Here is a 17,896-nt window from a genome sequence, read left to right as displayed (position 1 = left end):
CGTCGGGCGGTGCGGGAGGCGCGGGTCAGGCGCCGAGCGCGGCGTCGACGATGGTCTTCGCCTCGGCCTGGACGCGCGCGAGGTGCTCGGGGCCCTCGAACGACTCGGCGTAGATCTTGTAGACGTCCTCGGTGCCGCTGGGGCGGGCCGCGAACCAGGCCTTGTCGGTGACGACCTTGACGCCGCCGACGGCCGCGTCGTTGCCCGGAGCCTTGCTGAGCTTGGCCGTGATGCGGTCGCCCGCGAGCTCGGTCGCCTCGATGGCGTCGCCGTCGAGCTTGCCCAGACGGGTCTTCTGCTCTTTCGTCGCCGCCGCGTCGACCCGCTGGTAGATCGGGTCGCCGTACTTCTCGACCAGTTCGGCGTAGAGCTGCGAGGGGGTCTTGCCGGTGACGGCGATGATCTCGCTCGCGAGCAGGGCGAGCAGGATGCCGTCCTTGTCGGTCGTCCAGACGGTGCCGTCCTTGCGCAGGAAGGACGCGCCGGCGCTCTCTTCGCCACCGAAGGCGACCGAGCCGTCCACCAGGCCGGGGACGAACCACTTGAACCCGACCGGGACCTCCCACAGGCGACGCCCGTGCGACTCGGCGACCTTGTCGATGATGCTCGACGAGACGAGGGTCTTGCCGATGGCCGCGTCGTCGCGCCACTCGGGGCGGTGCGTGTAGAGGTAGTCGATGGCGACCGCGAGGTAGTGGTTCGGGTTCATCAGGCCGCCGTCGGGCGTGACGATGCCGTGCCGGTCGGCGTCGGCGTCGTTGCCGGTCAGGACGTCGAACTCGTCCTTGCGGCGCACGACGCTGGCCATCGCCGAGGGGCTCGACGGGTCCATGCGGATCTTGCCGTCCCAGTCGAGCGTCATGAAGCGCCAGGTGGGGTCGACGCCCGGGTTCGTGACGGTGAGGTCGAGGCCGTAGACGTCGCGGATCGCGCCCCAGTACTCGACGCTCGCGCCACCGAGCGGGTCGGCACCGATCTTCACGCCGGCCTTCTTGATGGCGTCGATGTCGATGATGTTGACGAGGTCGCCCACGTAGCCGCGGAGGAAGTCGTGCCGGCCGGGCGTGCCGACGCCGCGCTTCACGTCGACGTTGCCGGCGGCGATGATCTCGTTGGCGCGGTTCGCGATCCAGTTCGTGGCGTCGCTGTCGGCCGGCCCGCCGTGGGGCGGGTTGTACTTGAAGCCGCCGTCGCGGGGCGGGTTGTGGCTGGGGGTGACGACGATGCCGTCGGCCTTGTCGGTGTTCGCGGGGTCGTTGTTGTAGACCAGGATCGCGTGGCTGAGCGCGGGCGTCGGCACGTAGCCGCCCTCGGCGTCGGCCAGCACCTTCACGTCGTTGCCGGTGAGCACCTCGACCGCGGTGCGCTCGGCGGGGCCGCTCAGGATGTGCGTGTCGCGCCCGATGAACAGCGGGCCGGTGATGCCCTGGCCCGCGCGGTACTCGACGATCGCCTGCGTGATGGCGGCGATGTGGGTCTCGTTGAAGGCGGCGTCGAGCGACGACCCGCGGTGGCCCGAGGTGCCGAAGACGACCTTCTGCTCGACCTCGCCGACGTCGGGGACGAGTTCGTAGTACGCGGCCGTGACCTCTTCGGGGTCGATCAGGTCGCTGGCTTCTGCGGGGGTTCCGGCACGGTCGGTCATGGGGACATCCTGGCACCCGCCGCCGACCTTCGTCGCGGTGCCCGGGCGGCTCTCAGTAGGCTCCTCGTCATGCCGACCCGCGCCTCCTCGACGACCTACAGCTACCTCGGGCCCGCGGGCACGTTCACCGAGGCGGCGCTCAAGCAGGTGCCCGAGGCCGTCGGGGCCACCTGGAAGAGCGTCAACAACGTCGGCGAGGCCCTGGCCGACGTCGTCTCGGGCGTCAGCACGGCCGCGATGATCGCGATCGAGAACAGCGTCGAGGGCGGGGTCAGTGCGACGCAGGACGCCCTCGCCACGGTGCCGGGCCTCCGCATCGTCGGCGAGTACCTGGTGCGCGTCAACTTCGTGCTCGTCGCCCGGCCGGGCACCCGCATCGAGGAGGTGCGGCTGGTGAACGCGCATCCGGTCGCCTACGCGCAGACCCACCGCTGGCTCGAACGCAACCTGCCCGGCCACGGTCACCTGCCGGCCTCGTCGAACGTGGCCGCCGCCGCCTCGCTGCTCGAGCCGGGCGGCGCCGGGGGCTCCGCGGACGCCGCGGTCGCGCCTCCCGGCATCACCGACCACCACCATCTCGAGGTGCTCGCCCGCGAGATCGGCGACAACGACCAGGCCGTCACGCGCTTCGTGCTGGTCAGCCGGACGGTGCCCGTGCCGCCCGCGACCGGTGCCGACAAGACCAGCCTGATCGTCGAGCTTCCGGCCGACGGCTCGGGGGCCCTGGTCGACATGCTCGAGCAGTTCGCGACCCGCGGCATCAACCTCAGCCTCATCCAGTCGCGACCGATTGGCGACGCCCTCGGGCGCTACCGGTTCGTCATCGACCTCGAGGGGCACGTGCTCGACGAACGCGTGGCCGACGCCCTGCTCGGGCTGAAGCGCTTCAGCCCGAGCGTGATGTTCCTCGGGTCGTACCCTCGTGCCGACGGCGCCCCGGCCGAGGTCTCGCCGCGGTACGACGACGAGGCCTTCGTCGACGCCCGCGACTGGCTGCGCGGGTTGATCAGCGGCCTGCGTTGATCAGCGGCCTGCGCTGACGACCGGCCTCGCTCGGCCGGCCGCCCGTGCCGATCAGGCGTCGGCCGGCACGCGGACGGTCAGGCCGCCCGGGTCGACGACCGCGCGCAGGGCGACGACCTTGCCGACGGAGTCGCCGTCGATCTCGAAGTCCTGGGGGGAGTCGAGTCGGACCACGAGCTTCTTGCCCTTGTTGTAGCGCAGGGTGCGCACCTCGCGGCTGTTGGCGGCGAGGATGCGGCGGCCGACCTGGGTGCGGCGCATGACGCCGTTCTCCCACACGATCTTGACCCAGATCTGCACCCAGCCGAAGAAGCCCTCGGGGCGCAGGGCGACGATGTCGAAGATGCCGTCGTCGATCGCCGCGTCGGGCAGCAGCATGATGTTGGCGGGCAGCAGGCCGCAGTTGCCGACGATGATCGTGTGGGCGCGCATCGACTTGCGGCCCTGGTCGTCGAGCTCGTACCGGACGTCGATCTTGTTGTCGTCGCGGAGCGCGCGGGCGATGGCGTCCACGTAGGCGAGCCACCCGACGCGCTTCTTCAGCTCGTCGTTCGTGTTCGCGAGCATCTTCGCGTCGAGGCCGACGCCCGCCATGACGACGAACGCCTTGGTCTCGCGCGAGCCGTCCTCACGCTCGACGTCGACGACGCCGAGGTCGATGTCACGGTCGCGACCGCTGAACGCCGTCGCGATCGAGTCGTCGAGGTTGTCGAGCGAGAGCTCGAGGTTGCGGGCCAACAGGTTGCCCGTGCCCGAGGGCAGCAGGGCGAGGGACGCGTCGGTGCCCCGCAGGGCCTCGGCCACGGCACGCACCGTGCCGTCGCCACCCGCGGCGATCACCATGTCGACGCCCTCGGCGAGGGCCTGCTTCGTCACCTCGCCGCCCGGGTCTTCCTTGCTGGTCTCGTAGAACTTCGTGGCGGCCCAGCCGTTCGAGAACTCGTGGCGCCCGACGGCCGTCTTGATGGCGTCGAGGTCGACCTTGATCGGGTTGTAGACGACCGCGGCGGTCTGGCGAGCCGTCTCGGGCTCGGATGCCGAGGCGTGCTCGGCGGGGGAGGGGGAGGTGGCGGTCATGGGGCGAGCGTATTGGACGCACCCCCGTGAGGTAACGGGAAGGCGAAGGCTCTGTGCAGAACGTCGGCCGCGCGGGTGCCGTTGCCTAGGATGGGCGGGTGATCGATCCCCAGTTGCTTCGTGAATCCCCCGACCTCGTCAAGCAGAGCCAGCGGGCCCGGGGCGACTCCGAGTCGCTGGTCGACGACGCGGTGGCGGCCGACCAGGCCCGCCGCGCGGCGATCGCCGCCTTCGAAGACCTGCGCGCCGAGCAGAACGCCTTCGGCAAGACCGTCGCCAAGGCGCCGAAAGACGAGAAGAAGGCCCTGGTCGCGCAGGCGCAGCAGCTCGCCGCCCGCGTGAAGGAGGCGCAGGCCGCTTCGAACGAGGCCGATGCGGTCTTCGACGCGGCCGCGCGCGGCATCGGCAACCTGATCATCGACGGCGTGCCCTCGGGCGGCGAAGAGAACTTCGTGACGCTCCGTGAGCACGGCACCCGTCCCTCCTTCGACTTCGAGGCCTTCGACCACGCCGACCTCGGCGAGAAGCTCGGCGCGATCGACATCAAGCGCGGCACCAAGGTGTCGGGCTCGCGCTTCTACTTCCTGCGCGGCATCGGTGCCCGCCTCGAGCTCGGCCTGATGAACATGGCCCTCGACCTCGCCCTGGAGAACGACTTCACGCCGCTGATCACCCCGACGCTGGTGCGACCCGAGGTCATGGCCGGCACCGGGTTCCTGGGCTCCCACGCCGACGAGGTCTACCACCTGCCCGCCGACGACCTCTACCTGACCGGCACGAGCGAGGTCGCGCTCGCCGGCTACCACTCCGACGAGATCCTCGACGTCGAGGCGGGCCCGATCCGCTACGCCGGTTGGTCGACCTGCTACCGCCGCGAGGCCGGTGCCGCCGGCAAGGACAACCGGGGCATCCTCCGCGTGCACCAGTTCAACAAGCTCGAGATGTTCAGCTACGTGCACCCCGACCAGGCAGAGGCCGAGCACGACGCCCTCGTCGGGTTCCAGGAGAGCATGCTGCAGGCACTCGGCCTCACCTACCGCGTCATCGACGTCGCCGCCGGCGACCTCGGTTCGAGCGCCGCACGCAAGTTCGACATCGAGGCCTGGGTGCCGACGCAGGGCACCTACCGCGAGCTGAGCAGCACGTCGAACTGCACCACCTTCCAGGCACGCCGCCTCGACACCCGCTACCGCACCGAGAGCGGCAAGACGGCCCCCGTCGCGACGCTCAACGGCACCCTCGCGACCACGCGGTGGCTCGTCGCGATCCTCGAGACGCACCAGCAGGCCGACGGTTCGGTGGTCGTGCCCGAGGCGCTGCGCGGCTACCTCGGCGGCCTCGAGGTCATCGAGCCGGTCGCGTGAGCCAGGCCGCCGCCGCACCCCGGCCCGGCGACGAGCCCGTGGCCGCCGCCGACCGCTGGCTGGTCGCGCTCGACGTCGACGGCACGATCATGCCCGAGGACGGCACCATCTCCGAGGGCGTCCTCGGCGAGATCACGCGCCTCCACGACCAGGGTCACCAGGTCATGATCGCGACCGGACGCTCGGTGTCGATGACGCTGCCCGTCATGGAGCGTCTCGGTCTCGTCTCGGACTACGTCGTCTGCGCGAACGGTGCGATCACCCTGGGCCGTGACGAGTCGGCCCCGACGGGGTACCGCCGCGTGCACGTCGAGGAGTTCGACCCGACCCAGGTGCTGTCGACGATCCGCGAGGCCCTGGCCGACGCGGGGGCCGGGTACGCCGTCGAAGACCAAGAGGGGCTGCTGCGGTACTGCGGGTCGTTCCCCGCCGCGGCGGCGGCACTGAACGCCGAGAAGGTCGAGTTCGACGACCTCGTCGGCCGGCCGGCGACCCGCGTGGTCGTCGTCTCGCCCGACCACGACACCGAGGACTTCCTCACGGCCGTCGAGCGCATGGGCCTCCAGCACGTGAACTACAACGTCGGCTGGACGGCCTGGCTCGACATCGCCCCGGACGGCGTCACGAAGGCGACCGCCCTCGAGCGCGTGCGGCAGTGGCTCGACGTGCCGCGGTCGCAGGTCCTGGCCGCGGGCGACGGGCGCAACGACATCGACATGCTGCGTTGGGCCGCGGCCGAGGGACGCGGGGTCGCCATGGGCCAGGCGCCCGACGACGTCGCCGCGGTGGCCAGCGAGCAGACGTCGAGCGACCTGGACGACGGGCTCGCCGAGGTGCTCGCGACGCTCTGAGTCGGTAGACTCGGCCCCGGTTGCCCGATGCGTGCATCCCGCCACGACATGAACACGACGCCACGGTTGAAAGTGGCGTAGTGATCACATCGTGGCGGCGTAGCTCGTCCGGCCACCGGGAGGGCTGTCCGAGCGGCCGATGGAGCTTGTCTTGAAAACAAGTGGGCAGAGATGTCTCGTGGGTTCGAATCCCACGCCCTCCGCCAGTCGGGTTACGCGTTCCGCACCGCGCCCTGGAGGGCGCCGACCGGGCGGACGCGTCGCTGGCGCGCCGCGGGGTTCGAATCCCACGCCCTCCGCCAGTCGGGTTACGCGTTCCGCACCGCGTCCTGGAGGGCGCCGACCGGGCGGACGCGTCGCTGGCGCGCCGCGGGGTTCGAATCCCACGCCCTCCGCCAGACGGGTCGCGCGTTCCGCAGATGACGCGACCCGTGCCTCCTAGGCCTTGGCGGCGGCGTAGGTCGCGAAGGCCTCGCCGATCAGGGTGCTGAGGTCGCGCCAGGTGGTGTCGTCGACCGAGACGGCGGCGTCGCCGTCGACGAAGCCCGCGTGCTTGTGCAGCACGTCCGAACCGACGGCCGGCAGCACGAAGAAGTCGCGGGTCCAGTCGTCGGTGTCGGCCATCACCGGCGCGCGGTACCAGTCGAGGTAGCCGTCGAAGACGTCGTTGCGCTCGTCGCCCTTGAGCCAGGTCTCGACGGAGTCCCGCCACGCGTCTCGGTTGGTCTCGCCGTTCATGTGGTCCTCCCGGGCCTGGTGCGCGCGCGGGAGCGTCCGCGACCGCCCGTCCAGTCTCCCAGGTCGGCCGCCGCGAGGGCCGCCGTGACGACCTCCTCGGGTGCCGTGCCCGGAACCCCGCCAGAGGCCCTCTCCGACCCCCGTGGCCCCCGAAGTGGAACGCTCCGTCCCCCCGAACAGGGACTGAACGCCGAGGCACCCCCGTGTTGCACTGATCGAGCCCCCCGTTGCGGTCCCGCACCGGTCGGCACCCCGGGTGGGCCGAACACCGCCCGGGCCCCTCGACACCAGGACCCCAGCCATGACCCACATGACCCCGACGACCCGCGCCGCCGTCGTCCTCGGCGTCGCCGTCGCCCTGACGGCCGGCCTCGCGGTCGCTCCCGCGCGAGCGCACGCGGCCCCCGTCGCCCCCTCGTCGACCTCGGTCACGGCCTCGCCGACCACGGCGTCGAGCCCGCCCGCACGGTCGTCCAAGTCGGCCGAGCGAGCCATCGCCGCCTTCACCTCGCGCGGGGAGCGCGGGTCGACCGGGTCGCCCGTGTCGCCCGACCCGGCCTCGACGTCGGTCCCGTCGGTCCCCACGGTGACGACGCCCGCCGCGGTCTCGCAGACCATCCGCACCACGCCCACCACGACGCTGTTCCGGGGCGGTCTGTACGTCGACCCCGCCGGTGAGGCGGCGCGCGCCGCGACCACGCTGACGTCCGAGGGCCGGACCGCCGAGGCCGCGGCGGCCCGCACGATCTCGAAGCAGCCGGTGGCGACCTGGCTCGGCAGCTGGCTGACCGACGCCCAGCTCGTGAAGAAGATCGACGGCACCGTCGCCGCCGCGGAGAAGGTCGGCGCGACCCCCCTGTTCGTCACGTACAACATCCCCAACCGCGACTGTGGCAGCCACTCGGCGGGTGGGTCGGCCGACAACGCGGCGTACCTGCGCTGGAACTCCCTCGTCGCCTCGCGGCTGGCGGGCCACCGGGTCGTCGTGGTCGTCGAGCCCGACGCCCTCACGCTCATCAGCAACTGCCCCGAGCAGACGAGCGGGCGGGAGGCCACCATCGCCTCCGCCGTCGCGACCCTGGCGGACGCGGGCGTCCCGGCCTACCTCGACGCCGGCAACTCGAACTGGGTGCCGCCGCAGACCATGGCCGCGCGCCTCAAGGCGGCCGGTGTCGACCGCGCGCGCGGCTTCGCGACCAACGTGTCGAACTACTACCCGGTCGAATCCGAGCGTGCCTACGCCGAGAAGGTGTCGCTGGCGACGGGAGGCGCACGGTACGTGATCGACACGTCGCGCAACGGTCGCGGCTGGAAGGGCACGTGGTGCAACGCGCCCGGGGCCGGCCTGGGGGTCGTGCCCTCGGTGCAGACCGGCACGACGAAGCTCGACGCCCTGCTCTGGATCAAGACGCCCGGGGCGAGCGACGGCGAGTGCAACGGGGGACCGGCCGCCGGCAAGTGGCACGCCTCGTACGCCGTCCAGCTCGTCGCGAACCGTGCGACCGGCTGAGTCCCGGCAGCGGCCCAGGACCGCCTGGGTAGTATCTCCATCTGCCCGTACACCGAACGGTGCCCTTCTGCCCGCTCGATCCTCGAACCATCCCGAGGCCGCGCGAGCGAGGGTCGCCCTCGATGACCGAGAGGACACCGCGTGAGCGACCTTCGCGACCGATCCGGCCGTGGCCGACGAGCTGCCCGGCCCGAGGCGACCGCCTCCGGACGCCGTTCCGCCCCCGCGACGACGGGAGTCGCCCGACACGGCCGGCTCAAGAGCGGAGGCGCGGTGCGGGCCGTCACGAAGGTGGTGGCCGCCTCGGTGGCCGTCCTGCTCGTGAGCGGAGCCTCGGTCGGCGCCATCGCGGCGTACCAGGTGCGCAGCGACCTCGGTGACGGGGTCGAGCTGCAGGCGGCCCAGGGCGAGACGACGAAGCCCGCTCCGCCGTCGATCAGCGAGTACGAAGGCGGCTTCAACATCCTCGTCGTCGGGACCGACAACGACGCCAGCCAGGACCAGGGGGCGTTCGGCGAGCGGGACGCGACCCTGAACGACGTCAACATCCTGCTCCACGTGTCGGCCGACCACACCAACGCGACCGCCGTCAGCATCCCCCGCGACATGGTCGTGCCGATCCCGTCGTGCGCGAAGGAGGACGGCTCGGGGTACTACTCGGCGATGTCGGCCCGACCCATCAACGAGGCCTACTCGTACGGCGGGCTGAGCTGCGTCGCCTCGACCGTCTCGAGCCTGACCGGTCTCGACATCCCCTTCGCGGGCATGATCTCGTTCAACGGCGTCATCGAGATGTCGAACGCCATCGGCGGCGTCCCCGTCTGTGCCGCCACGCCCATCAAGGACCGCTACACGGGTCTCGACATCCCGGCCGGCGAGACCGTGCTCTCGGGTGCCGACGCCCTGGCCTTCCTGCGCACCCGCCACGGCGTGGGCGACGGGTCCGACCTCGGCCGCATCAGCAGCCAGCAGGTCTACCTCTCGTCGCTGTTGCGGACGGTGAAGAGCGCCGACACCCTCAGCAACCCCACGAAGCTCTACTCGTTGGCCCGCGCCGCGGCGAGCAACATGACCCTGTCCGACCAGCTGACCAAGATCGACACCATGGTGCAGATCGGTCTCGCGCTCCGGGACCTGCCGCTCGACGCCGTCAACTTCGTCCAGTACCCCGGCACGACCGGAGGGTCGGGCGTCTACGAGAACAAGGTGCAGCCCGACGAGGCCGTGGCGACCCAGCTCTTCGACGCGATCGCGAACGACGTCCCGTTCTCGATCCCCGAGGGCAGCACCGGCATCGGCTCCGAGAACACCGGCACGGGTGACGGTTCGGCGGCGACCCAGGCCCCGGCCGCTCCGGCCGAGACGGCTGCTCCCGCCCAGACCGCTGCTCCGGCCGACACGGCGGCACCCACCGACCCGGGCGCGGGGGCGGCGACCACGCCTCCGACGACCGAGGTCATCGAGGGCCTCACCGGCCAGACGGCGGCCGACCAGACCTGCTCGGTGGCGTTCGGCTCGAACTAGGCGCTCCGCCGAGAAGTCGCCCCGGCGAGTAACCAGCTCGCCGGGACGACCGGTGACCTCAAGCGGCGGCCCGAACCGGCACGCATGAGAACCCCGCGATGCCGGGATCAGGGGTGCGGCACCGTGGGGGGTGTGGAGGCCGGCGTCGGTGCCGGCGGCGAGCCCCTCGGGCGCAGCCGTTCGGGTGCGGCGCTCGATGGTGGGGCACGTGACGCGGCGACCGTCGGGGGGCGTGTTCGGCAAGGGTGAACGGGCCCGTGCTGTCGGGCCCCGGCCCCTCGGCCGTCGTCGGCGTCAGGGGTACTCTATGTGTCGGCACAAATGCCGACAAGCCGATCACGCCCCCCAGAGCGGGTGGGGCACGGGTGGTTCTGTCCACGCCCGTCCCGGCCGGACGTCCGACCGGCGCCGGGCCCCGGTTCGGCATCTGGCCTCCGGGCCGCTATGCTTGTCCCTGCGCGTTCGCTCGCGAGCCGCATGGAGCCGTCGCATAGTTCGGCCTAGTGCACCACCCTGCTAAGGTGGAGTTCCCTTTGTGGGAACCGTGGGTTCAAATCCCACCGGCTCCGCGGAAAGCCACGTCGGTTCTCTCTCTCGCCAGAGATGTTCCGGGGTGGCTTTTCTTCTGCCCGCTCGAGGGCCCACCGACGTCGCCCGGCACGGGGCCTTCCCGCCCCGTCGCGCGTAGCGTGATCGGTGACGACGAGTCGTCTCGACTGCAGGGAGAACCACGGGTGAAACGCATCCACTACACCGACGAGTACCTGGTCACCGGCGACGCGATCGCGGCGGCCGTCGTCGAGTACGCGCGAGCGCTGGCGATGCAGAACAAGTCCGACATGGTCGACCTGCCCGGCATGGATCGTGGCGGGGTGCACCAGCGGTTCCAGGTGCTGCTCGGTCCCGCCAGCCAGATGCTGGTCTCCGAAGAGCAGACCGACGAGGCCGAGATCGACGACGACGCCCTGGTCGACGACATCGAGGGGCGCATCGGCCGCCTCCGCGGAATCGAGCCCCAGACCGCCGAAGCGGCCGAGCGCATCCCGCTCGACAGCGACGAGTTCTGAGCCTCCCGCACTGCCCGACGCCTGTCGTCCACCCCGTTGTCAACCCCCACGCTCGATCGGACGACCGACTAGCGTCGAGACCATGAGTCCCTCCGCGCCCGCGCGCTCGACCGACCCCGTCGAGCCGGTCACCCTGGGAGGCGCGGGTCCGGTCGTCGGGACGGCCACCGCTCTCGTCGTCGAGGGGCTGCGATCCCGTCCGGCGCCCTCGGTGGGCGACGCACTCGACCTCGCCGTCGAGCTCGGTCGACACGGGGCCCTGCCCGGACTGGGCTCGACGGCCGACCTCTGGCAGGCCCTGGCGACGCTCGCCGCGCACGATCTCGGTGCGGCCCGAGCGGCCGAACCGCACCTCGACGCCCTCGCCATCCTCGACCAGCACGCCGAGGTCGGCGCCGCGACCGCCACCGAGATCCTGTCCGACGAGGACGACGGCGACCGCTCCTCCGTCCCCCCGCGCGCTCGGACCGCCGACCCGTTCACCTGGGGCGTGTTCGCCGCCGAGGGGCCCGGCGTCCGTCTGACGGCGACCCGGGGCCCGGACGGGTCGGGTCCGTGGTCGCTGGCCGGCACGAAGCCCTGGTGCTCCCTGGCGGGCACCCTCGACGGCGCGCTCGTCACAGCCTGGGTCGGCGACGAGCGTCGGCTGTTCTCGGTCGACCTCCGTCAGGCGGGCGTGACCGTGACGGCGGACGCCTGGCACGCCAGGGGCCTCGTCGAGATCCCCTCCGGCCCGGTCGACTTCGACGACGTCGAGGCCTACGAGGTCGGTGCCCCCGGGTGGTACCTCGAGCGTCCCGGCTTCTCGTGGGGCGGGATCGGAGTCGCGGCGTGCTGGTACGGCGGCGCGGTCGGCGTGGCCCGCACGCTGCTGGCCGCGGCGGTGACCGCCTCGTCGCGCACGCCGGAGCGCCCTGCCGACCCGCACCTCCTGCAGGCCCTCGGCCTCGTCGACACGCGACTGGCCGACGCCCGCCGGGCGCTGGTCGAGGCCGCCGACCTCGTCGACGCCGGTGAGGCGACCGGTGACGCCGGGCGGCTGCTGGCCAAGCGCGTCCGCGGGACCGTCGCCCACGCCTGCGACGACGTGCTCGCGCGGGCGTCCCGTGCCCTCGGCCCGGCCCCGCTCGCCACCGACGCGGCCCACGCCAAGCGCGTCGCCGACCTCGAGCTCTACCTCCGCCAGCACCACGGCGAACGCGACGACGCGTCGCTCGGCCAGACGGTCCTGCGTCGGGCCGTGGCCGACGGACGTCCCACGTGGTGAGCTTCGACGGTCGCGCGCCGGGGACTCCGGTGGAGACCTGGGAGGCCGACCCGCGCCTCCTCGACCTGCCGCCGCTCGACGGCGCCGTCGTCCCGACCAGCGCGTCGCGCGTGGTCGTGCTGGCCGCCCACCCCGACGACGAGACCCTCGGCGCCGGCGGGCTCATCGCCCACGCGGCCGCCCGCGGCATCCCGGTCACGGTCGTCGTGGTGACCGACGGCGCGGCCTCGCACCCCGGCTCGACCACGAGCGCCGAGGACCTCGTCGCGACGCGGGCCGAGGAGGCGCGGGTCGCGGTGGACCTGCTGGGTCACGACGTCGAGCTGGTGCACTGGAGCATCGCCGACGGGACCGTCCGCGAGGCCCGAGCCGAGATCACCGAGCGGCTGCGTCCCCTGCTGCCCGGGCCCGCTGGCCTGCTCGTCGCGCCCTGGCGCGGCGACGGACACCGGGACCACCGCGTGCTCGGCGAGATCGCCGCCGAGCTGGCGGCCGAGGCGGACCAGGCCGGCACGACGGTGCTCGAGTACCCGATCTGGCTGTGGCACTGGGGTTCGCCCGACCACCCCGACGTGCCCTGGCCGTCGCTGCGGCTCTCGCCCCTGGACGCCGTCGCCGACGCCGCGAAGCGCTCGGCCCTCGCGGCGTACGTCTCGCAGCGCCGACCCCTCTCGACCGCGCCCGAGGACGCACCCGTGCTGCACCCGGTGTTCGAGCGGCACTTCACCCGCGGGCGCGAGGTCTTCGTCGTGGCCGGGTCGGAGGCGGACGGCCAGGACGCGGACGGCCAGGACGCGGGCGCCGCGGCGTCGGTCCCGGCGACCGAGGCGACGTTCGACCGGACGCACGCCCGCCGCGCCGACCCGTGGCGGGTCACGACGCGCTGGTACGAGCGCCGCAAGCGCGCCCTCACCGTGGCGTCGCTGCCGCGTGAGCGTTACGGCCGCGTGCTCGAGGTGGGCTGCTCGATCGGCGTGCTGACGGGCGACCTGGCCCCCGCGGCGGACCGCCTGCTGGCCCTCGACGTGTCGTCGGTCGCCGTGCAGGCCGCTCGCGAGCGGCTCGCGAACCTGCCCCACGTCACGGTCGAGCAGGCCGACGCCGCCGCCGACTACCCGTCGGGCACCTTCGACCTCGTCGTGCTCAGCGAGGTCGGCTACTACCTGGCCCCGGAGGCGTTCGGGCGGCTGGTGGACTCGATCGTCGACGGTCTGGCCGACGACGGCGACGTCGTGGCCTGCCACTGGACGCAGCCCGAGGGGGACTTCCGGCAGGGCGCGGACGACGTCCACGCCCGGCTGGGCGCCGACCCGCGCCTCCACCGGGTCTCGCACCACGTCGAGGGCGACTTCGTGCTCGACGTCTTCTCGCGCGACCCCCGGTCGGTCGCCCAGCGGACGGGCCTGCGATGAGCGACGCGCCCATCCGATCGGCCCCGGCCCCGACCCCGGCCCGCCCCGTGCGGGCCGTCGCGGTCGTCGTCCCCGCGCACGACGAGGAGGAACTCGTCTCGCGCGCCCTCGACGGCGTCGACGTCGCGCGGCGGCACACGGCCAGGACCCATCCGGAGGTGCGGGTCGTCGTCGTCCTCGTGGCCGACGCCTGCACCGACGGGACGGTGGCGGCCGCTCGTGCGCACGCCCGCGTGACCGTCGTCGAGATCGAGGCCCGCGGGGTCGGCGTCGCACGGGCCGTCGGCGTCGACGTCGCCCTGGACGAACTCGGCGCGCCCTCGGACGACCTGCCGCTCGACGCGGTGTGGCTCGCCTGCACCGACGCCGACTCGGTCGTGCCGCCGGGCTGGATCGACGACCAGCTCGACCGGGCCGCCTCGGGCGCCGACGTCGTGATCGGGACCGTGCGCCCGGACTTCGCCGACCTCTCGCCGCGGCAGATCGCGGCCTGGACGGCCCGGCACACGCCCGGACGGCCGAACGGCCACGTGCACGGCGCCAACCTCGGGGTGCGGGCGTCGTCGTACCGGTCCGTCGGCGGGTTCGCGCCCGTCGACCTGCACGAGGACAACGTCCTCGTCGACCGGCTGCGCGACGCCGGTGCGACGCTCGTCGCCTCGGACGTCGGCGAGGTGCTGACCTCGGGACGGCGCGACGGACGCACGTCGGGCGGATACGCCGGCTACCTCGCCGTGGACCTGCTGGCCTGACGAGGCCGGCACCGCGCCTCCTCGTCCCGAGCCCAGCGTGTCGCACCGCGTTTCGTGCACGGCACCGCGTCTCTACCCGGTGCCGTGCACGAAACGCGGTGCGGTGCGGTGCGGTGCGGACCGGCTCAGGCGACGGGCCCGAAGCCCGTGCGGAAGCGTTCGAACGTCGTCGCCCAGTAGGCGCGGAGGGCGTCGACGCGTTCGTCGTCGGTGGTCGTGTCGACCCAGGGGTCGTAGACGCCGCGCAGCACGGCGATGACGGCACCCCAGGTCGAGTGGATCAGCAAGGACGTGGTCAGGTCGTCCCGCGAGGGGCCGACGGCCAGGCCGATCACGTCGCCGACGCGTTCGGTCATGGGGACGCCGACCGCGAGCACGTAGGGCAGCAGGGGTTCGTGCGTCCGCAGCAGGTGGCGGAGGCTGATCATGTAGTCCACGAGCTGGGTGTCGACGGCCGACAACAGCAGCAGCTCGAGCAGGTCGATGTCGGTCCCCTGGAAGGACGCCAGCATCGACAGGTCGGAGGCGTCGACCGCCGCGCCCGCCTTGTTCAGGAGCACCGAGGCCACGGCGTCCTCCTTGCACGAGTAGTGGTTCGCGAAGGTGCGCCTCGAGTAACCGGCCAGGGCGGTGACGTCCTCGACGACGAAGCCGTCGAAGCCTTTCTCGGTCGCCAGTCGGAAGGCCGCGTCGGCGAGCCCACGGCTCGTCGCCCGACGCTTCTCGTCGCGCCCGCCGACCGCTTCCGTGCCGAATCGGGTGAGGTCCCCACGCGCCGGAGTCTGCTGCATCGGACCATCGTGCCGGGGCTTCCTGAGAATTTCCATGCCCAATGGGCAACGGAGCCTCCGGATCGCGTATCCTGCAAGAGTCCGATTCGGGTCGGACGGCCTCGAGAGGCACCAGGCACACAACCCCCTGTGAGATCGCGCAGGGTCGCGTCGGGTGCGACCCTCCAGCTGAACCACGGAGGGGGCCAGGTACCCTCGAGACACACGCCTCGTGGCCCCCGTGGTCACGGGGCGTTCCCGTGTGCCCGGCGGGTGGTCCCCGTCCGGCACGCTCGGGTCCGCAGGGGTGACAGGCTGAGCGCATGAAGCGAGGGCGGTTGCGGGTGGTGCTGGGGGCGGCACCCGGCGTGGGCAAGACGTACACGATGCTCGAAGAAGGGGCACGGTTGCGATCCGAAGGGGTCGACGTCGTCGTGGCCGTCGTCGAGACTCACGGGCGGCGGGCGACCTCGGCGCTGGTCGGCGACCTCGAGGTCGTGCCCCGCCGGGCGGTCGTCCACCGCGGCGTCGCGCTGGACGAACTCGACCTGGAGGCGGTGCTCGCGCGGGCACCGCAGCTCGCGCTGGTCGACGAGCTCGCCCACACGAACGCCCCCGGCTCCACCCACGAGAAGCGGTGGCAGGACGTCGAGGCCCTGCTCGTCGCCGGCATCGACGTCGTCTCGACCGTCAACGTCCAGCACGTCGACTCGCTCACCGACGTGGTCGAGCGCATCACCGGGGCGACGCAGCGCGAGACGGTGCCCGACGCCGTGCTGCGGGCGGCCGACCAGGTGGAGCTCGTCGACCTCGCCCCTCAGGCCCTCCGGGACCGACTGGCCGAGGGCGTCGTCTACCCGGCCGACCGGGTCGACGCGGCGCTCTCGAACTTCTTCCGCCTCGGCAACCTGACGGCCCTCCGCGAGCTGGCGCTGCTCTGGCTGGCCGACGAGGTGGACAGCGCGCTCAAGGCGTACCGCGACGAGCACGGCATCGACAGCACCTGGGAGGCCCGGGAGCGCGTCGTCGTCGCCCTGACCGGCGGCCCCGAGGGCGAGACGCTGATCCGACGGGGTGCCCGCATCGCCGCCCGGTCCTCCGGAGGAGAACTCGTCGCCGTGCACGTCAGTGCGCAGGACGGCCTCCGGCAGGGAGCACCGGGTGCCCTGGCGGCCCAGCGGGCCCTGGTCGAGAAGCTCGGCGGCACGTACCACCAGGTCGTCGGCTCGGACGTTCCCCGTGCGCTCGTCGCCTTCGCCCGCGGGGTGAACGCCTCGCAACTCGTCATCGGCGTGAGCCGACGGGGGCGCCTGGCCGCGGCGTTGACCGGGCCCGGCATCGGCTCGACGGTGATCCGCGAGTCGGGACGCATCGACGTGCACATCGTCACCCACTCCTCGGCCGGACGCGACCGGGTGCTGCCGCGACTCGGCGGGGCCCTGTCGCGACGCCGCGTGATCGCCGGGTTCGTGCTCGCCCTCGTGGCCGGGCCGCTGCTCACCGGGCTGCTGGCCGGGCACCGCTCGGAGGACGGCATCGCGGGCACCGTGCTGGTCTTCCAGCTGCTGGTCGTGGTGGTGGCCGTCACGGGTGGCATCTGGCCGGCCCTGCTCGCGGCGCTGCTCTCGGGCGTGACGCTCGACCTGTTCTTCATCGCGCCGATCTACCAGCTGACCATCGCCGAGCCGCTGCACCTGGCGGCACTCGTGCTGTACGTGCTCAACGCCGCGATCGTCAGCTACGTGGTCGACCAGGCCGCACGACGCAGCCGTGCCGCCGCCCGGGCGCTCGCCGAGACCGAGCTGCTCGCCACGGTCGCGGGGAGCGTGCTGCGCGGCCAGGACGCCCTGCAGGCCCTGATCGGCCGCACCCGCGAGGCCCTGGGCATGACCCGGGTGCGCGTCGTCCAGGGCGGGGTCGAGATCGGGGAGGCGCGGCTCGCCGACGACGGCCGTCCCGGAGCCGGGTCCCCGGCCGGGACCACCACGTCGATCGCCGCGGGCGCCGACGCGACCCTCGAGCTGACCGGACCCGAACTGCAGGCGGCCGACCGGCGCCTCCTGGACGTCGTCGCGGCGCAGGTCGAGGCGGCCCTCGAGCACTCCGAGCTGAGCCGGGCCGCAGGCCAGGTCGCCCCGCTCGCCGAGGTCGACCGCATGCGCAGCGCCCTGCTCGCCGCCGTCGGTCACGACCTGCGTCGTCCGCTGGCCGCCGCGACGGCCGCCGTCAGCGGACTGCGGCAGACCGACGTCGCCTGGAGCGACTCCGACCGGGACGAGCTGCTGTCCACCGCCCACGAGAGCCTCGACTCGCTCTCGACCCTGGTCACCGACCTGCTCGACGTCAGCCGCGTGCAGGCCGGGGCCCTCGCCGTGACGCCCGCCGACGTCGACGTCGACGAGGTCGTGCTCGGCGCCCTCGACGAGCTCGGCCTCGGGCCGGCCGACGTCGAGCTCGCGCTGCGGGCGACGGTGCCGCCCGTGCGGGCCGACGCCGTGCTGTTGCAGCGCGTGGTCGTCAACCTGCTCGACAACGCCCTGCGCCACTCGCCGCCGGACGCGAGCGTCCGCATCTCGACGAGCGCCTTCGGCGACCGGGTCGAGCTGCGGGTCGTGGACCGCGGACCCGGGGTCCCGGTCGAACGGCGGGACGAGATCCTCGTCGCGTTCCAGCGGCTGGGCGACACCGACAACGGCACGGGGCTCGGGCTCGGGCTGGCGCTCAGCAAGGGGTTCGTCGAGGCGATGGGCGGCACGCTCGCACTCGACGACACCCCCGGCGGCGGGTTGACCATGGTGGTCGGGCTGCCGGTGGTGCCCGGACCGGGCGGGGCAGGCGAGGCCGGGCCGGGCGGGGCAGGCGAGGCCGATCGGGTACGGTCGGCCACGTGAGCGCC

The 17,896-nt window shown here is 72.9% G+C and carries 14 protein-coding genes and 2 tRNA genes; 12 read left to right on the top strand and 4 right to left on the bottom strand.

Annotated elements, in window-relative coordinates; translation table 11 throughout:
• Positions 1-25: 25 nt before the first annotated feature.
• Positions 26-1,645 carry a phosphoglucomutase (alpha-D-glucose-1,6-bisphosphate-dependent) gene (gene pgm / locus HQQ78_RS07360; protein ID WP_173151901.1) on the bottom strand — a complete coding sequence of 540 codons (1,620 nt, stop codon included), beginning with the start codon at positions 1,643-1,645 and terminating at the stop codon, positions 26-28.
• 69 nt (positions 1,646-1,714) lie between these two features.
• Here pgm and pheA point away from each other — a divergent pair, with 69 nt between their 5' ends.
• Positions 1,715-2,668: a prephenate dehydratase gene (gene pheA / locus HQQ78_RS07355; RefSeq protein WP_173151899.1), complete on the top strand. Its 954-nt coding sequence runs from the start codon at positions 1,715-1,717 to the stop codon at positions 2,666-2,668.
• Between the two features lie 51 nt (positions 2,669-2,719).
• Here pheA and HQQ78_RS07350 read toward each other — a convergent pair whose 3' ends face one another.
• A complete protein-coding gene (locus HQQ78_RS07350) occupies positions 2,720-3,745 on the bottom strand; it encodes a diacylglycerol kinase family protein (RefSeq protein WP_173151897.1) in 1,026 nt (341 codons plus the stop codon).
• Between the two features lie 98 nt (positions 3,746-3,843).
• On the opposite strand from HQQ78_RS07350, the gene serS reads away from it, so the two are divergent.
• The 3 genes from serS (at position 3,844) to HQQ78_RS07335 (ending at position 6,166) form a co-directional block, all read left to right on the top strand.
• Positions 3,844-5,109 carry a serine--tRNA ligase gene (serS, locus tag HQQ78_RS07345; protein WP_173151895.1) on the top strand — a complete coding sequence of 422 codons (1,266 nt, stop codon included), beginning with the start codon at positions 3,844-3,846 and terminating at the stop codon, positions 5,107-5,109.
• Positions 5,106-5,960, top strand: coding sequence for an HAD family hydrolase (locus tag HQQ78_RS07340; RefSeq protein WP_371740393.1), 855 nt, complete (start codon positions 5,106-5,108; stop codon positions 5,958-5,960). The genes serS and HQQ78_RS07340 overlap by 4 nt, the downstream gene beginning before the upstream one ends.
• Before the next feature lie 118 nt (positions 5,961-6,078).
• Positions 6,079-6,166: transfer RNA gene (locus tag HQQ78_RS07335), tRNA-Ser, on the top strand.
• A gap of 232 nt (positions 6,167-6,398) precedes the next feature.
• Here the strand turns inward: HQQ78_RS07335 and HQQ78_RS07330 are convergent.
• Positions 6,399-6,698 (bottom strand): hypothetical protein, encoded by a 300-nt coding sequence (locus tag HQQ78_RS07330; protein WP_056047292.1) that lies wholly within the window; start codon positions 6,696-6,698, stop codon positions 6,399-6,401.
• 301 nt (positions 6,699-6,999) lie between these two features.
• On the opposite strand from HQQ78_RS07330, the gene HQQ78_RS07325 reads away from it, so the two are divergent.
• From HQQ78_RS07325 to HQQ78_RS07295, 7 genes are all read left to right on the top strand, one after another.
• Entirely contained in the window at positions 7,000-8,208 is a 1,209-nt protein-coding gene (locus HQQ78_RS07325) for a glycoside hydrolase family 6 protein (protein ID WP_173151893.1), read from the top strand.
• A 141-nt stretch (positions 8,209-8,349) separates the two neighbouring features.
• The gene (locus tag HQQ78_RS07320) at positions 8,350-9,732 is read left to right on the top strand and encodes an LCP family protein (protein WP_173151891.1); all 1,383 of its coding nucleotides are present in this window, start codon (positions 8,350-8,352) and stop codon (positions 9,730-9,732) included.
• Between the two features lie 479 nt (positions 9,733-10,211).
• Positions 10,212-10,301: transfer RNA gene (locus tag HQQ78_RS07315), tRNA-Ser, on the top strand.
• Positions 10,302-10,466: 165 nt separating this feature from the next.
• On the top strand, positions 10,467-10,799 hold the full coding sequence (locus HQQ78_RS07310; RefSeq protein ID WP_159825077.1) for a hypothetical protein: 333 nt from the start codon (positions 10,467-10,469) through the stop codon (positions 10,797-10,799).
• An 82-nt stretch (positions 10,800-10,881) separates the two neighbouring features.
• The gene (locus HQQ78_RS07305) at positions 10,882-12,066 is read left to right on the top strand and encodes an acyl-CoA dehydrogenase family protein (RefSeq protein WP_254065011.1); all 1,185 of its coding nucleotides are present in this window, start codon (positions 10,882-10,884) and stop codon (positions 12,064-12,066) included.
• 29 nt (positions 12,067-12,095) lie between these two features.
• Positions 12,096-13,478, top strand: a complete 1,383-nt coding sequence (locus HQQ78_RS07300; RefSeq protein WP_173151889.1) for a bifunctional PIG-L family deacetylase/class I SAM-dependent methyltransferase — start codon at positions 12,096-12,098, stop codon at positions 13,476-13,478.
• On the top strand, positions 13,475-14,230 hold the full coding sequence (locus HQQ78_RS07295) for a glycosyltransferase (RefSeq protein ID WP_173151887.1): 756 nt from the start codon (positions 13,475-13,477) through the stop codon (positions 14,228-14,230). Before HQQ78_RS07300 ends, HQQ78_RS07295 begins: the two co-directional genes overlap by 4 nt.
• A 125-nt stretch (positions 14,231-14,355) precedes the next feature.
• Here the strand turns inward: HQQ78_RS07295 and HQQ78_RS07290 are convergent, their stop codons facing one another.
• On the bottom strand, positions 14,356-15,021 hold the full coding sequence (locus tag HQQ78_RS07290; RefSeq protein WP_173151885.1) for a TetR family transcriptional regulator: 666 nt from the start codon (positions 15,019-15,021) through the stop codon (positions 14,356-14,358).
• A 302-nt stretch (positions 15,022-15,323) separates the two neighbouring features.
• Here HQQ78_RS07290 and HQQ78_RS07285 point away from each other — a divergent pair, with 302 nt between their 5' ends.
• Positions 15,324-17,891, top strand: a complete 2,568-nt coding sequence (locus HQQ78_RS07285; protein WP_173151883.1) for an ATP-binding protein — start codon at positions 15,324-15,326, stop codon at positions 17,889-17,891.
• Positions 17,892-17,896: the final 5 nt, after the last annotated feature.

The sequence above is a fragment of the Frigoribacterium sp. VKM Ac-2859 genome (assembly GCF_013204925.1).
GTDB lineage: Bacteria > Actinomycetota > Actinomycetes > Actinomycetales > Microbacteriaceae > Frigoribacterium.
Note: the sequence above shows the minus strand (reverse complement) of the source record. Positions and strands in the feature narration are given on the sequence as shown.

Excerpts from the sequence above, each read along its gene's own strand:
- pgm (WP_173151901.1), bottom strand. The coding sequence starts at position 1,645 with ATGACCGACCGTGCCGGAACCCCCGCAGAAGCCAGCGACCTGATCGAC.
- pheA (WP_173151899.1), top strand. The coding sequence starts at position 1,715 with ATGCCGACCCGCGCCTCCTCGACGACCTACAGCTACCTCGGGCCCGCG.
- HQQ78_RS07350 (WP_173151897.1), bottom strand. The coding sequence starts at position 3,745 with ATGACCGCCACCTCCCCCTCCCCCGCCGAGCACGCCTCGGCATCCGAG.
- HQQ78_RS07330 (WP_056047292.1), bottom strand. The coding sequence starts at position 6,698 with ATGAACGGCGAGACCAACCGAGACGCGTGGCGGGACTCCGTCGAGACC.
- HQQ78_RS07325 (WP_173151893.1), top strand. The coding sequence starts at position 7,000 with ATGACCCACATGACCCCGACGACCCGCGCCGCCGTCGTCCTCGGCGTC.
- HQQ78_RS07305 (WP_254065011.1), top strand. The coding sequence starts at position 10,882 with ATGAGTCCCTCCGCGCCCGCGCGCTCGACCGACCCCGTCGAGCCGGTC.
- HQQ78_RS07295 (WP_173151887.1), top strand. The coding sequence starts at position 13,475 with ATGAGCGACGCGCCCATCCGATCGGCCCCGGCCCCGACCCCGGCCCGC.
- HQQ78_RS07290 (WP_173151885.1), bottom strand. The coding sequence starts at position 15,021 with ATGCAGCAGACTCCGGCGCGTGGGGACCTCACCCGATTCGGCACGGAA.
- HQQ78_RS07285 (WP_173151883.1), top strand. The coding sequence starts at position 15,324 with ATGAAGCGAGGGCGGTTGCGGGTGGTGCTGGGGGCGGCACCCGGCGTG.